Source organism: Calothrix anomala FACHB-343 (assembly GCF_014696435.1).
Taxonomy (GTDB): domain Bacteria; phylum Cyanobacteriota; class Cyanobacteriia; order Cyanobacteriales; family Nostocaceae; genus Aulosira; species Aulosira anomala_A.
In genome coordinates, this window is record NZ_JACJQG010000043.1 from 1 (window position 1) to 16,015 (window position 16,015).

At 41.0% G+C, this 16,015-nt stretch carries 12 protein-coding genes, 1 tRNA gene and 1 pseudogene; 5 read left to right on the forward strand and 9 right to left on the reverse strand.

The genetic code is table 11. The features are described 5' to 3' along the window. Positions 1-106 precede the first annotated feature (106 nt). The 4 genes and pseudogenes from H6G08_RS22610 to H6G08_RS22625 all read right to left on the reverse strand — a co-directional run. A pseudogene (locus tag H6G08_RS22610) lies at positions 107-1,315 on the reverse strand (hypothetical protein); the annotation flags it as partial. Continuing rightward, positions 1,315-1,644, reverse strand: coding sequence for a hypothetical protein (locus tag H6G08_RS22615; protein ID WP_190546975.1), 330 nt, complete (start codon positions 1,642-1,644; stop codon positions 1,315-1,317). The gene H6G08_RS22615 and the pseudogene H6G08_RS22610, both read right to left, overlap by 1 nt. A 113-nt stretch (positions 1,645-1,757) precedes the next feature. Continuing rightward, a complete protein-coding gene (locus tag H6G08_RS22620) occupies positions 1,758-2,321 on the reverse strand; it encodes a hypothetical protein (RefSeq protein ID WP_190546977.1) in 564 nt (187 codons plus the stop codon). Positions 2,322-2,724: 403 nt separating this feature from the next. Beyond that, positions 2,725-3,213 (reverse strand): hypothetical protein, encoded by a 489-nt coding sequence (locus H6G08_RS22625; RefSeq protein WP_190546979.1) that lies wholly within the window; start codon positions 3,211-3,213, stop codon positions 2,725-2,727. On the opposite strand from H6G08_RS22625, the gene H6G08_RS22630 reads away from it, so the two are divergent. The 4 genes from H6G08_RS22630 to H6G08_RS22645 all read left to right on the forward strand — a co-directional run bounded on the left by H6G08_RS22630 (position 3,212) and on the right by H6G08_RS22645 (position 6,905). After that, on the forward strand, positions 3,212-3,454 hold the full coding sequence (locus tag H6G08_RS22630) for a hypothetical protein (protein WP_190546982.1): 243 nt from the start codon (positions 3,212-3,214) through the stop codon (positions 3,452-3,454). The genes H6G08_RS22625 and H6G08_RS22630 overlap by 2 nt on opposite strands. A 189-nt stretch (positions 3,455-3,643) precedes the next feature. Further along, entirely contained in the window at positions 3,644-4,045 is a 402-nt protein-coding gene (locus H6G08_RS22635) for a hypothetical protein (RefSeq protein WP_190546984.1), read from the forward strand. Between the two features lie 5 nt (positions 4,046-4,050). Next, a complete protein-coding gene (locus H6G08_RS22640) occupies positions 4,051-4,347 on the forward strand; it encodes a hypothetical protein (protein ID WP_190546986.1) in 297 nt (98 codons plus the stop codon). Positions 4,348-4,532: 185 nt separating this feature from the next. Continuing rightward, a complete protein-coding gene (locus H6G08_RS22645; protein WP_190546988.1) occupies positions 4,533-6,905 on the forward strand; it encodes a VapE domain-containing protein in 2,373 nt (790 codons plus the stop codon). Between the two features lie 400 nt (positions 6,906-7,305). Here H6G08_RS22645 and H6G08_RS22650 read toward each other — a convergent pair. The 4 genes from H6G08_RS22650 to H6G08_RS22665 form a co-directional block, all read right to left on the reverse strand. Further along, positions 7,306-7,378 (reverse strand) — tRNA-Phe (locus H6G08_RS22650). Between the two features lie 77 nt (positions 7,379-7,455). After that, the gene (locus H6G08_RS22655; RefSeq protein WP_190546990.1) at positions 7,456-8,325 is read right to left on the reverse strand and encodes a metal ABC transporter permease; all 870 of its coding nucleotides are present in this window, start codon (positions 8,323-8,325) and stop codon (positions 7,456-7,458) included. Between the two features lie 199 nt (positions 8,326-8,524). After that, a complete protein-coding gene (locus H6G08_RS22660) occupies positions 8,525-9,304 on the reverse strand; it encodes a metal ABC transporter ATP-binding protein (protein WP_190547072.1) in 780 nt (259 codons plus the stop codon). Positions 9,305-9,491: 187 nt separating this feature from the next. Beyond that, positions 9,492-10,481, reverse strand: coding sequence for a metal ABC transporter solute-binding protein, Zn/Mn family (locus H6G08_RS22665; RefSeq protein ID WP_190546992.1), 990 nt, complete (start codon positions 10,479-10,481; stop codon positions 9,492-9,494). A 276-nt stretch (positions 10,482-10,757) separates the two neighbouring features. On the opposite strand from H6G08_RS22665, the gene H6G08_RS22670 reads away from it, so the two are divergent. Next, complete coding sequence (locus H6G08_RS22670) at positions 10,758-12,395, forward strand: iron uptake porin (protein ID WP_190546994.1); 1,638 nt, start codon at positions 10,758-10,760, stop codon at positions 12,393-12,395. A gap of 1,533 nt (positions 12,396-13,928) precedes the next feature. On the opposite strand, the gene H6G08_RS22675 is transcribed toward H6G08_RS22670, so the two are convergent. Then, positions 13,929-15,647, reverse strand: a complete 1,719-nt coding sequence (locus tag H6G08_RS22675) for an Rqc2 family fibronectin-binding protein (protein ID WP_190546996.1) — start codon at positions 15,645-15,647, stop codon at positions 13,929-13,931. Positions 15,648-16,015: the final 368 nt, after the last annotated feature.

Sequence of the window (16,015 nt, forward strand, 5' to 3'; positions counted from 1 at the left end):
GGTGCTAACAAAGGGTGCTAACAAAGTTTCATCCCTTGATTTCCAGACTGCTCTCTAAACTAAACTGTTTAGTTTGCACTTGGTGACAGCTTCGCCAGCTCTTCCCCAAGTAACGGCAAGCTTCGTCTAATTGTTCGCGGGTTTTGCGGTATACCAAAAATACTGTCGCTACGTGAATGGGAACAGCACCTTCATAAAGTTCCTCTTGTGCAGCAACAGATTTTTTGATGTTAAGTAGCGATTTTACATCAACTGAGTTTTTATTCTGTGCAAGTGCGGCTGATGTGTTTGCCTGTTTCGTCAAACGCTGCATATTAGTTTTCACCAACGTTTCCGAAGCTCGCATCAACTGACAGTAAATCTCGGTGTCATAAACTCTTTCTCTTGATAAAACCTCCCATAAATAGCGAAGCTGTCGTTCTTTATCCACCCAACCACCAGGTTTATTTACAAAAGTAAGGGCTGCAATGTATTTTTCTTTGAGATGCACCCAACGTCTATCTGCAATGGGGATGCAGGATTCGGACTCCATAAGGAAAGATGTGGGGGCGACATCTGAATAAATTTCCTCTCGCAGTCCGTTTTCATCGAGAATTAAAAGTTGGGGAATCGGACGGGGTGGTGTATTGTTAAATCGCTGCCAAAGTTCTGACCAAAGTTTATCGGCATTTATTGGGCGGATATCTAGCCCCATTTTGTTTGATAGTAATTGCTCCCATAATTGGAATCCATCGGTAAAAGATGCGTGTAATAGGCGTTCGATGGCAATAAATTGTAGTTCGTTGATTTCTCCTGTAAATGATTTCCAAGAACGCTCTAATTTCGATAGAGCTTTTTCCAATGCATCGGTTGTACCAGTGCTGTTGGTTTCAACTGTGTAGGTGCAATAAAGACGTAGTTTTTTCGGTTTACGAACTCCTTGAATTGTTAATTGTTGTGTCCGGCATCGTTCTCCCATCAAGAGATATTGCAGTTCTTTGTTAGGAGCAATATCGCTCAAATTCTTCAGTTGTTGCTGTCGTGATGTGTCGTTGGTAAACGAACTAAGATGGATGGTTAAACGTTCAGAGGATGGTAAATCTTTCAATCCCGATTCAATTGCATCGAAAACTGGATCAATTTGTTCGCTGCGTAGTGTGGAATGAATCCCTGTACATTCAAATCCAAATTGAATCAAAAAGTTATCAACACCTTTGCGTAGAAGATAAGCACCAATTGAACGCCCTTGGAGATTTATTTGCAACATTGTAACTAGTGAAAATGAATCTTCAAGAGGTGTTAATCTAAGTATACGTTTACCAACTTTATCCATCATTATTTTCTACCGTCTGATTTTGTTGAGTACTCCTTTATATCCAATATTTTCTGATATCTCACACGCACTCGCGTCCAATGAGGAGTTGCAACAAATTTAGATAAAATATGCCAAGCACCATTGGCTGTAAGTATCCACCAAGTTGCTATTCCCCAAGCTGCTGCTGCACAAGTCCAAACCCAATTTAGTCGAAATAAACCATGTGCCAAGTAGTAAGAAAGTCCACAAATTATTGCCCAAGGGATTAATTGATCTGCGGGGAATAGTCCGATATTTGGTACTTTTCCCACTGTGCCATTAACTTTACGGTATTTTGATTTTTCCTCCATCGTTTTATTTTGTAAGTAGTGAGTAGTTAATGATGAATAGGAGTAATATAAAAAACAAGTTATTGCATTCAAAATAGTTCACTTTAATTTGCTCACTTACAACTCCCTACTCCCTAAGTCTTAGTTCCAGTACCACCTCCAATAATTAAATTTGCCAGAATATCACCCATTGTCACCGCAATCAAAATAATCATCGGTGTCCGGGCTAAATTTTGCCAATCTTCATCCTGACGAGCTGCTTGGACAACACGTACTAAAGAAATTCCCAAGTACAGTATGAATAATCCTCGTAGGACGTTAAACGATAAAGTAATTGCTTCTTGGGCACCTGTAAATTGCCCTGTCATCCAAGTTTCTGCATTTTGGAAAAATTGTGCTTGTGCGGTTGTAGAAAGAGCATCTAGAAGTAAGAATGCACCTAAAACTGTTAATGCGGATGAAGTTATTTTGTATCGGCGAGAAAATTTGGCAGTGGTGTTCAAGAAACCAGACAACTCCCGCCGCCAAAATATTGAGAGCGTACCTAATGCTGAAATCCCAAATATCGTGATTCCTCCCCAACTTGGGTTAATAATTACATCCAGGATTGCTGTGGTATTTGCTATCAGCATTAACGGAGATAACCGAGCATAATTTTCTTGACGCGAGTCTACATATTTGTCCGATTTCGAGAGCATAGAAATCAAACCAACGTTTTCTTTATTCCATAATTAACTCTCGATTTATTGATTTTACATCAACCAATTGTAGTATTTTTAACTCAGATTTTTATCCGATTAAAGTATCTGAAAGATGGGTTTTATTAATTACTAATTGTATGTGTATAAATATGAAAATAGCAAAATACAAAGTGTTTATAAATACAAAAATTGTTCCTATTTAAGTATTTAATCGGAATATTTATCAAAAAAAATCACAATATATTTTGTGTAGTATACATAGAAAATATCTGATACCCCCATTCAAAATAAAGCTGTTTGATGGTCTTTTTCTTTGTTTTATTTGCATTTGCGTAACCCGAGAAGAGATTACCGCTACCGGAGACATGTTTGCGTTGGGTGCTAGGGGAATTCAATACTTTCATGCTGATTCCCCTAAATATGCATCGTTCATTGCCATCCAATGCTCATGGCTAATTGCCTCAACTTCAGTTTTGCGCTGTTGCACCTCGCGCTGATCATTTTCAGTGCGCTCCTTTGTCCCAGACATTGCCAATTTCAAAGAAAGAGCGCGAATATCAACTTGGTGCTGTACAGTTTTGCGCCAGTCTTCACGATTTTTCAAATCCAGTTTTTGACAAATTGTTGGTAAAAACCGAGTATCAAAATTATGCAGTGGCACTCCTGACCAACGTTGATTAAACTTGTTATAACTTAGATTTTGGCAAGCCACCCATTTATCGCGGTTATCGTCATAGTTGGGCATTACAAGTTTTACTAGCATTGACCTAACTAGCCCTGAATCTTGGCAACAGAAACAATGCCATCTGGGGTAAAAAACCTCTCTTTCTTCTTCAGGCTGCGGCTCAATTACAGGTAATGGCTCCAACTGGGGTAAGTCATCAATCATGATTCCATCTGCCCCCAAATCAGTTTGTTTTCCTCAGCCCACAGATAAAATGAGCGCCGCAATTTTTGATTGGGCATATCTTCAGCCTGAAAACCAACGGGCCCAAGAAGGCGTATCTTCTCTAACCACTCAACGCGGAGCGGGTGATTTTCCCATTTCTGTTCTTGAACTGCGTCCGTTCTCTCCTCAGATTTCTCCCACTGCGATCGCAACTCTTCAAAATGTGCCTCAATCCATTTAAGGGGTAACTGTGGCGGTTTTGGTAACTGGGCTGCTTTCTTGTGACCAAATTCTAAAAAATTCTCTCTCTCGCTTTCTGAGAGAGTCTTTTTAAAGTCTGAATAAGTCTTATTAGTATGAGTAAGGCTACCCTATGCACATCAGCTATGTATCTCCCTTGACACTCTCTTATTTTGTAACGATAATAAGAATGAGCAAGCGGGATAAGGGTTTTGAAGTTTTAACCATAGTTTCCCAAAAATGCGATCGCAAAATGAGACAAACACAGAAGTATTCTAAAGCCTGCCAATTACTGACCTTTCCCCATGTGACCCAGGATGAACTTTACGCCGAACTTAATAGGCTGGGTTGGTTTTGGGACAGTAATAAGAAGGGATGGTATCGCGATGACACACCAGCCAAGGAAGCGACAAAGCTTATAAGGCTGAGGGTTTGGGCTGCATCAGACAAAGTAAGGCAATCGGCTGAGGTTTTCATAGAAACGGCTGAGGACAACGGGCTGAGATTTGTTGAAAAATCAGAGCCGTATCCATGCCGACCGCCAAACCAGAAAGAGTCTCGCATTTATTTGACGTTTCAAGATGTGGAGTAACAAGTATGCCCAGAGGCGTTCCCGCAAGTGGCAAGCGTGCCTCAGGCGGTGGCAGACCTAAAAAGTACGGGGAAGATACGGTACAGGTTCGCGTACCCGCCAGCATCGCCCCAAAACTCGATGACTTATACCTATTCCTGGCTGAACTGGACACAGAGATTCAGCAGTGGGAAGAGGAAATCAACGGCAAGGATATCGCTAAAAACCCACGCTACAGCAAAGCCAAAGAGCTAGCAGGGTCTATCAGGGAGAAAATCTCAGCACTGGGTATTGATATCAAGTCTATTGCGGGGAATGACTAATACCCGTCACTCGTAAAGATTGCGGCGATTTTCCGTCTCGCATATACGTAAAAAAGCAATTTCCCCAGCAGTATTAGAGTACTACCAGGGAAGAAAACAAAAGGATGACTTGTATGTTCATCTATCACTGCACAGGAGCATGACAAATGGTTTTTATCATTCGCTATTGCATAGGAGCATAACAAATGACTTTTTCAATATTAGCACATGTAGATAAACTGTCATCAGCCAAAGAGAAAGGGCGCTACATTTGCCCAGTGTGTGAAGGGAATAACCTGACAGTTGACGACAAGACAGGTAAATATCAGTGCTGGAATGGGTGTGAATGCAAAGACATCCGTAACGCATTATCACCAGCACAGAAACCGTCAAGCCGTACCAATGACAAAGTAATCCCATCACCCAAAAATAAACCCATGCCAGCGACATCGGTGAAGCCTAAGCTTAAGCGCATCGATTTGTCATTTGAAGACAACATAAACATCGACTCATGCGAGAGAAGAGAAGGGAACATCATTTGCTGGCATCACGGCTATAACTTACGTGCTGTAAAGCAGGTTAACCCCAAAAAATTCATTGGCTGGGAACATCGCAATGGCAATGAATGGAAGAAGGGGTACGGTGGATATACACCCGATGTCATAGGTTTACAGATATGTCTATCACATAGGTGTGACACAGTCATCGGGTGCGAAGGGCAGAAGGATACAATAAACGCTCTAAGAAGAGGTATCCCTGCTATTGACTTTAAGAATCCGGGCGACAAGGAAGCTTTTAAAGCTCACATCACTGAGGCGAAAGAGCGCGGATTGGAGTGCATTGTTTTTCTACCCGACAATGACGACCCTGGACTAAAACAAGCGTCTGAACGTGCAAGCCTCGCGAGAGAGTGTGGCATCATGGCGATAGTTCTTGATGCTTCTGGTGTGTACGGCAATATGACGAAGGGATATGACTTTAGTGACTGGGTCAATGACAACGGCGATGACTACGACTACATGTCAGTCATTGAACAACAGATGATGGCAGTACTGGAGAAATATGACGAGGGGATGTCATCAAATGGCGTCAAGGAAGAAAGCAAAAAGTCATCAGCTAAAGGCAAACATGCAGAGGCGCGTGATGCTATCGCAGATATGTACAAAGATAGAGTAAGACTGAACGTAATAATACACGGTACTGTCGAGCTAGACGGGAAGCGATGGGATAGCTACGAGAGAGCGTACTTTGATATATCGCGACACTTGGGTCTAGATGTACCGAAAGCACTTGCTATTGATGCCATCTTAGATATAGCAGAGGCGAACGAATATAACCCCATAGCGGAATACCTAGATGAGCTAAAGAGTGTCCACAGCCAAATTTTTGAGATGACACCAGATGCACTCAGGGCACGCATCAAGGTGTTGTTGAGCGAAATCTTGGGACTGCATGAAGACCTAGCAGCCGTGATGATGATGCGTACAATGATTAGCGCCGTAGCGCGTGCTAAGAATCCAGGTGAAAAGGTCGATACTATGTGTGTCTTATATGGGGCACAAGGATTCCTGAAAAGTACATTTTGGCGCGTGTTAGCAGGTGACGACTATTTCGGGACATCGCTTACTGGGGTCAAGGATGACAACGAGATGAGAAAACTGCACTCTGCATGGATACATGAATTTGCGGAGCTAGCAAGAATCTTCACTAAGACCGACCAGGAAAGCTTTAAGACCTATCTGGACACTCAGATAGATATGATTAGACCTTTGTACAAAAACAGCGTTTCTCGTGCAGCAAGGCGCTGTATTTTGGTGGCTAGCACTAACAGACAGGACATTTTGAGGGACAGTACGGGGAATAGGCGTTTCTGGGTGGTAGCAATCCATCAGAAAGTAGATATCCATAAGGCGCGTCAATATCGTTCTGAACTGTGGGCACTAGCTAACGCACTCTATGAGGCTGATGAACCTTGGTGGCTTACTGATGACGAACAGTCGCAATCTGACGCCAACAACGAGAGATACAAGCCCGTTGACCTACTAGCGGACATGGTGAGAGATTATTGCTCACTATCTGATGGCTGGCGTCCTGCACTCACAACGTTGGAAGTTTGGCAAGGTATTTTCCCCAATGAAACAAAAACACCAGACCGCAAAGACCTTTTCCCGATACAGGAGGCACTGACAGCGCTAGGTTATGAGGCTGGCAAGCCAGAGCGATATCAGGGTAAGCCTCAGAGGGTTTGGAGACGAAAACCTGATGTAACAGCCTCCAACGAGTTACACCCCTGTTACAAGGCTGTAACGCCTACTGGGCAAGGATTAAACCCCATTTGTAACAGCGTAACGCCTCTGGAAACTTTTTCACAAAACACAGCACAAGATACTGACCATTGCTCTGATAATTTCACTAAAAAGTTTTTGGAAGGCAATCGAGTTACAAAATCGACTTCCGCCCATACACAGCAAGCGTTACAGCCTTGTAACAGCCCCGTAACAGCCCCGTTACAGCCTAACCCTGTTACACTTTTTGCCGTTATTCACGACCCAGACTACCCAAAACATGTCGGTAAGTGAGTGACCATCATCAAGGAAGATGGTGCCAAGCAGGTGTGGGTGATGTTGCCAGATGGCAAGGAAATCTGTACAGCGAAAAAATACCTTGATGAGGTAGACTCGTAAGCGATCGCAAAAAGTTTTCTCATGGCTTAAGGTGCAAGAAAACTTGTCACCATGCAAGTATACTTTACACCCTGTCCCCTGGCATAAAGATGTCAGATTATGCCAGGGATAGCCCGCTAGTACAAAACCAGTACAAGGACATTTACACCCAATTACACCCAATCCTTGCACCCGGTTACACCCAAATTTGGCAGGCATTACCCCTATATACAATTACTGGCACAAGGTTTTACCCTTATGCCAGATATATGCCAGTTATGCCTTATATTAAAAGAGGACGTTTGGCTGTAATGTATGCCAGGAACCAGACTTGAACTGGTGACACGAGGATTTTCAGTCCTCTGCTCTACCGACTGAGCTATCCCGGCGGGGACGTTTTCTTTGCCACGATTACTAAATTTAGCAAAGTTATCAGGATTGCGCAAGGGGATGAGGAAAAAATTTTTTATGCTGCTTTCCCAATCAACTTGAGCCAGATGAACACAGCTACAAATAAGAGAAACTGAACTAGAACAATACTAGGGCCAGAGGCTAAGTTAAACAAACCGGAAACCATCATGCCAACAAAGCTGCTAATAGAACCGATAATCACTGAGAGAATGAGAAAGCGGGTAAAATGATGACTAATTAATTTGGCGGTGGCGGCGGGAATGACTAAAAAAGCGTTGACTAGCAAAACGCCGACAGCTTTAATGGCAACAGCTACAGCTAGTGACAGCAATACTACAAACCCATAGCGATACAATTGGACGGGGATACCTTGTACCTGCGCTACATCTGCATTCAGGGTCAATAAAATTTGTTGTCTTAAGGTTGATAGTAAGAATAGGCTACTACTGAGCAACACTAGCAGTGTCAAGATTAAATCTGTATTGTCAATGGCGAGAATATCCCCAAACAGTACTCCCATCAAGTTACCGCGATAACCTTTAATGAGGCTGGCAAGAATAATGCCGATCGCTAAGGCTCCGGAGAGTACTATACTCAGTACGCTATCACTGGCTAAATCTGTTTTGTCGATTAAGTAAAGGACAATTACACCAAAAACTAAGCTAAATGGCAACAACATCCATGTAGGATTTAACTGTAGTAGTACGCCTAAAGCTACACCAACTAAGGCTGCGTGACCTACAGCATGGCTAAAAAAAGATAATTGGCGTAAGGTGACAAAACAGCCTAACAAACCGCCTAAGATTCCCATTAATACAGCACCTGCGATCGCGCGCTGCATAAAGGGAAATTCTAATAACTTCAGTAAATCTTGAACGTTAACGACAGCTAACTCAATTATCTGGCAATCAGTGAATAAATTCATGTGTAAGCTTTTTAACTGATTAGCTTTTTATTTATCACAAATTGTTAGATAATTTTCTCGGAAATTAACTAGCCCAACCAAAATAAATTAAAATTCGCACAGGCATAAGGTACTTTACAACCTGTTACAGTCTCCTATCTATAATTTAGGTAATTTATTTTTGCATTTTTTGAATTTTGAATTTTGAATTTTGAATTGCTTAATGATGATGTTGGTAACGGCTAAAACCAGGCCCATAGGTTGCTAATAAGTTTTGTGGTGAAAGCGCTATTTCTGGGTTACCAGTACATACAACGGTTTGGTTGAGACAAAGAACGCGATCGCAATGATGGCTTACCATATCAATATCATGGGAAACCTGCAATATTGTCCACCCTTCCTGTTGCTTTAACTCGTTTAACAACTGATAAAAATCAGCAGCACCTTGCATATCTACCCCTGCAAAGGCTTCATCTAATACCAAAAGTTTGCGTGGTGTAACCAAACAGTAAGCTAATAATACCCGCTTAAGTTGACCACCACTAAGAGTGCCAATAGCTTGATTTCTTAAATGATAAGCGTCACATCTGACTAAAGCTTGCTCTACTGCTAGTGATTTTTCCCTGTCTTGTCTGAATAAATTTTTCCAGAAAGAACCTCTAGATTGGTTTTTATTAGTAATTTTCTCCCATCCTAGCCCTACTAGTTCTTTAACTGAAATGGGAAAACTACGGTCAAAAATAAAATTTTGGGGCATATAACCCAATAAATGGCGTAAATTACCTAATTTTTTTACTTTTCTGCCAAATATTTCAATTTTGCCGCTATTGTGAGGAATTAATTCTAAAATAGCTTTGACTAAAGTACTTTTACCTGCTCCATTCGGCCCTACTATAGCTGTATCTGTTCCTGGTAATAATTCAAAAGAAACATCTCGTAGTGCTAGGTAATTTCCTTGATATACGGTTAATCCTTCTACTTTTAAAATAGGTAAATTCATTTTTTGCTCATTAATCATATTGGTTATTTAATTTAATTTCTTGGTTGTTGAAAATATTGACAGTGACAATAGATAATTGCTAAATAGGGATACACCAGCAATTAAGCGAACTTCATAAATAAGTCAAGATGATTTTTGTCATCTATTGCTTATTGACTTTTGCATCTTGACAATTGGCTATTTATAGTTACTTGCAAGCGGCTTCCAAGGTTTGCAAATTTGCTTTCATCGCTTGGAAATAATGCTGCGGATCTGTTTCGCCATTTTCCAAGGAATCTAATGTTTGCAAATTTAACTTTAAATCTTGGGAGAGACTTTTGAGCAATTTATTATCTGTTCCTGGTTCGGTAAACAAAGCTTTTACTTGATATTTCTTCACCGCGTTGACTGCATTTTGCACATCGGTTGGTGAGAGTTGATCTTCAGGAATCTCTACTACAGCAACTTGCTTGAGTTTATAACGTTGAGCTAGGTAGGGATAAGCATCATGAAAGGTGACAAAGGTGCAGTTAGGATATTTCTGCAAAGTCTGCTGAAATTCGCTATTTAATTGATCTAATTTTTGAATATAAGCTGCACTATTAGCTTCATAGGTAGCTTTATTTTGCGGATCGGCTGCTATCAATCCGTCACGGATATTGATTACCTGTTGTTTCGCCATTAAAGGATCGAGCCAAATGTGCGGATTACCGCTAGTATGTTCGTGATCGTGGTCGTGGTCTTTATCTTCTTTACTAGTTTTGACAATTGGTGAAATTTCTTTCACTGGTTTAATACCTTTACTGGTATCGATTTCTGTGAGTTTGGGATTTTGGGCATTTTTTACGGTTTCTTCAAGAAATTCTTCCAAACCCAAACCGTTTTTTACCAGTATATTCGCAGTGGCGATCGCTTTTACATTTTCTGGTTTGGCTTGATACTCGTGTACCTCCGTACCCGGCGGTACTAAAATTTCTACTTCTGCTACATCCCCAGCTACTGCTTTTGTAAACCAATAAATCGGTAAAAATGTCGTTACTATTTTGGTTTTTTTCGCCGATGGTTGTTCTTGAGATACTGCTTTTTTATCTGTGGGCGATTGGTTACAACCAAAACTTGATAATATCAGCAGTGCAATTAAAGGCAGAATACCACTTCTTCTCCTGCCCTTTTTCGGTTCTATACCAGTGCGAACCACAGTTTTTTCCCCTCCAGATTTGTCTGGCGCTGTCTTCGTCAAACATTTTTTGACAACGATTGACAATGATATCCATTATGAATTCTATATTATAATAATTCTCATTCTCATGCAATTATTGTATGTGTGTAATTTGATCGATGATGATTTCCTGACTGAATCTTCTTCAAAAAAAAGCTTGGCTCCTGATAAGATATTTGACAATAGTTTTTAATAAGTTTGGTTTAAGGGCTAGGTAGTATAGAGAGTTACTCTCATTAGGTGTGAGGATAAAAGATGCGTAAATTATGGAAGTCGCTGCTGACTAGTTCCGCAGTTAGCAGTGCAATGCTGTTTTTAACCACAGCAGCAATTGCCGGAGAAATTAATCAAACAATTGTTGCAGCTAATGGGGAACAAGAAACTGAGAATACTACTCAACAACAGGTAATGTCTCAGGTTACCTCCGTATCTCAACTATCAGATGTACAGCCTACAGATTGGGCGTTTCAAGCATTGCAATCCTTGGTAGAGCGTTATGGCTGTATTGCGGGTTATCCCAGTGGAACATTCCGGGGTAATCGCGCCATGACAAGATATGAATTTGCAGCTGGGTTGAATGCTTGTCTCAATCGTGTCAACGAACTGATTGCAACTGCAACAGCTGACTTAGTTACCAAAGAAGATTTAGCCACACTGCAAAGATTACAAGAAAGTTTCGCAGCAGAATTGGCGACATTACGGGGACGAGTCGATGGTTTAGAAGCAAAAACAGCAGAGTTAGAAGCTAATCAATTTTCTACCACAACCAAACTGCAAGGTGAAGTTGTCGCCGTCATCAGCGATGTTTTCTCAGGCAAACAAGTTAACGGTGCGGAAATTACAGACAAGAATACCACGCTTGGAGCAAGGGCAAGAGTTGAATTAGTCACCAGTTTCACGGGTAAAGATACATTATTCACCAGAATCCAAATGAATAATATCCTTAGCCCCAACATTGGCACATATGAAGGTAACTTATTCTTTGCTGGCGAAGATGGTACCAATGAAGCATCTATTGATGCACTATATTATCAATTCCCGGTTGGTGAAAAACTCCAAGTAATTGCTCTGGCTAATGCTGGTGCAGCAGATGATATTACAGATACAGTAAACTTGTTTGATGGGGATGGTAGCTTTGGCGCTTTGTCTACCTTTGGGACGCGCAACCCGATTTATTATCAGATGGATGGTGCTGGTTTAGGCGTCAATTATGATTTTAGCGACAAATTGGCGCTGAGTTTGGGATATTTGGCTAATTCCAGTAACGATCCTAGTGCGGGGAATGGTTTGTTTAATGGTGGGTATGGTGCTTTGGCACAGCTTACCTTTAAACCAAGCGATCGCTTAAAAGTTGCCTTCACATACATTAATGCTTACAATCAGGAATTGGCTACAGGTAGCAACAGAGCAAAAAATGTCGGCTCCTTTCTGGGAGGATTGTTGGGAGGTGAGGCGGGTGACGAGCCTGTTACCGTACCTACTTCTAGTAATTCCTACGGTATCCAAGCATCCTTTGCAATTAGCGAGAAATTTGTCCTTGGTGGTTGGGTAGGATACAGTAACGTTCGGAGCTTATCCAGCGCTGATGGCTTAGTTGATACTGGCGATGTTGACATTTGGAATTATGCTGTTACTCTTGGCTTCCCCGACTTAGGCAAACCAGGTAACTTAGCAGGTATTATATTGGGTATGGAACCGAAAGTTACCAGTTCCAGCATTAGCCAACTTCCTAAAGACCAAGATACTTCCTATCACATTGAAGCATTCTACCAGTACAAATTAAGCGACAATATCACCATTACACCTGGAGTAATTTGGTTAACAGCACCAGATCACAACGAAAACAATGATGATGTTGTTATTGGTGCTTTAAGAACTACATTTAGTTTTTAACCACAGTCAACAGTCAATAGACTAATACCAATCCGCGTTCTAAGGGACTTCCAAATAAAAAAATATTCCAATCATTAACTTACCAAACCCGTAACTCGTAGGGGCGGGGTAACCCCGCCCCTACAATTTGGCATAATTTATTTTTTGGAGTTCCCTAATACGTAATTAAGATTTTGGTAGGGGTGGGGTTTGGGAGCATCCCAATTTTGACGCAATACCCTAGAAGGGTATTGCTATCCCAACAAAGCCTGCCTTCGCAGGCTATCAAACTTTTAGCCTGCGAAGGCAGGCTTCGTATTTCTAGCCCCACCCTTATAGGGTGAGGGCGTTTTTGCACATTTGGGATGCTCCCTGGGGTTTCCCCCATTGGTGTCAACTTAACGCAAAACCCATTTACCGCAAGGAACTGAAGTTCCTTGCTAATAGCCAAAGTCATCGTCAGATTCCTAAATATTCTCAAAATCTTGAGTCTACTTCAGTAGACTTGGGCTATTAGCCTGAGAATTAATTCTCAGGCGGGCGACAAAGCTAAGACAGAGGCGATTTTTAGCTTAAGTTAACACATATGGGTTTCCTCGCTCTTGTGTAGGTTTCAATGTTACGTTTTAGATTGCAGTTTAGTATAAACATGAGCTTCCTAAAGTAAAACCCAGCCTTTGTGGCTGGGTTTGTTTTGTTACCCCAAATTACCGTTGTTTATCTTTTAATCTCAAGGCTTCATCTCACCTCATGTGTCTGTTGCTATTAAAAAGTTTAGACAGAGCTTGATTTCGCCCGTTTCTTATGTATAGGATGGCATATAAAACTAAGAATTGTGTAGAGTAAAGCAATATTTTTAACTAAAAAAATATTTTTTGGGAATGACTCTAAAGATAAAATCAAGCTTTTATTGGAAAAGATTTTTCCTTGTATAACTATTTGATTTTATTCAGTGTTTATATGCAGATAAAACAATAAACTGTATTCATTTATTTATCATTTAACTAATATTTCAGTAAAATCTAGTAGGGCTAGAACTTCTCAGCAAAACTTGATATATATCATCTAGTAAATTTAACTGAGATAGTAGAAAAAATTTGCGGAAAATACTGATAGTGGATGATGCAATAAGCCTTAGTAGGAAGTTGATTATTTTCGGTATCTGTTGTATTGCGGTAGTTATAGCAATAGTCTGTGATAGCTACTCCAGTAAGCAGACGCTACAGTAACTAATAAGAATAGTATCGTTAGTAGCAAGTGAATATTATCGCTCAATATCAGTCAAAAAAAATGACCAGCCTCCCACAGCTGGTCTAACAAATATTTTCCGCGTTGTCTTCTCAATAGAGTTAAAACCAAGTTGCGCGTTCCCAAAATATGACGGGCAACTTTTCTTAACAATATTGTAGCAGTCAACACAGTTTTTTCGTAAAAATTTACAAAAAAAAGATACCCGCTTCAATTTCTTACCTCTATCTATCAGCAGAATTTAGTACATTTTTATCAAAATGAGAGGATAAGGAGAACAACTGACAACTGACAACTGACAACTGACTATTGACCATTCTGTGGTTTACCCCAAAGAATGCGTTCTTGTTTGTAAATAGCAATTCCTGGTTTCGCGCCTTTGGGTTTGTAGACATACTTGGGCTGTGTATAGACTACTGGTACTTGGTCACTTTGACGAGCGCGGCTGTAGTAAGCGGCTAAGTTAGCGGTAAATTGTAAATCAGTTTCTTCAGCAACAGCACCGGGTTCTAGGCGCAGTAATACATGACTACCAGGAATTTCTTGGGCGTGAAACCATAAATCATAATCCCCAGCTACTCTAAAGGTTAATTGGTCATTTTGGCGATTATTACGACCGATTAAGATTTCAAAACCATTGGGGGTACGATAACGATGAAAATTGCTTTTGGTTTCATTGTTACTGCGATCGCGGTATTCTGGATCTTCAAGATACTTTTGTCCAATAAGTTCGTCGCGAATTTCTTCTAGGGCTTGTAAGTCTTCTGCTATCTGGTATTTGTCAATTTGGGCGATCGCGTCTTCTACTTGTTCTAAATATTCAATTTCGCTATTTACTTCTGCTAGTAAGGGTTCTACAGCCGCCCGCGCCCGTTTGAGCTTTTGATGTTGCTTATATAAGCCTTGGGCATTTTGTACAGCATTTTTATCTGGTTGTAAAGCGATCGCAATTGGCGCACCTGTCTCAAAATCTGGGAGCATAATTTCTTTCATCCCTGGTTCCCAGTTTTGCAGATGCGCCATTAATAAATCGGCTTTTTGGCGATATTCATCAGCTCGATCCGATTGCTGTAAGCGATCGCTAAAGGTGTTAGCTTTTAGGCGTAATTTTGCTAAAATATTACTCAGCTTTTGACTAAGTTGATGGCGCAGTTGCGCAAATAATTGCTCGTTCAGGCGATCGCTATAATAACGGTTAAGTAACTCTTGGATATCCTTCGCTGGTTCCACTCCACCCCAACCCATGACAGTATAACCATCCGCAGTCCAAGCAGGGTGAAATTTTTTCGCTTGTAAAGCTTGTAACCATTCTTGCCATTTAGCAAATAATTCTTGCCAATCTTGTACAGTTAACTCATCAGTATTGGCGTCTGGTGCTAAATTTGCCGCTCGCACCATTGAATCTACTAATGATGCACTCAAACCACTATAACTTTTGAGTAACTGACGCTTAATCGCACCGGGGACTAAACTCACTCGCTCTTGCCAACGTTGTAGCGATTCGTTGATACTGGGAACCGGGCCTGTGAGTTTCGGTGGTGTTTCGTAAACTTGTCCGGTGAGAATGGGACGGACGCTAGATTGTTGTTGACTGACTTGATGAGCGGCAGTGATAATTAAGTTACTGGCATCGGTAAGAATGACATTGCTGTATTTGCCCATAATTTCCACGTAAACGTGATATAAAGGGCTTTCTCCCGGACGACGGGCAAATTGTAAATCTACCACACGTTCCCAAGGTGCGATCGCTTCAATGGCGATTAAAGCCAAACCACCTAACTGATGTATGAGTTGTTGACTAAAAGTAAAAGTATCCGGCGTGCGTGGTGGGGGATTACCAATGCACAGGCGTGCGGCTTGGGGATGCCAAGATATCTCTAGCCAACCCCGTTGTTTGAGAGTACGTAATGCTATGGAAATTGTATAGCGATCGCGCTGAAAAACCTGTTCCATCCGGGATGGTAGCCAGTGAGCGCGGAGTTCGCTACAAGCAGCTGAGAGAGTCGTATAATCTACTGGTTGCACGATAATTAGCTATTGGCCTTCAAACGTCGATCTTCAGTATTGTAAAGCTTGATTGATGATGTAGTCCAAATAAACTAAAAGTCACAGTCACATCTCTATTCTTTGAGATTAAGTTGTTAGCGATCGCTCTGAAAAATTGATAAATTAAATAATATCTTCAGATTTTCCTCATAATTATTCTTTACTATTAACTTCAAGTTAGTTGGGAAACAGTTGGAAAACAGGGTAGCAAGTAATACGGTTGGGATAAAAAATTGTCAAACTGGGCAAGAGAATTAATAAAGATGTAGAAGATTTGGCTTAATTATTGCCCGTCAACAATATATATTTGATTAACCGAACCGTACTCCAGATATCAGGGAATAGTT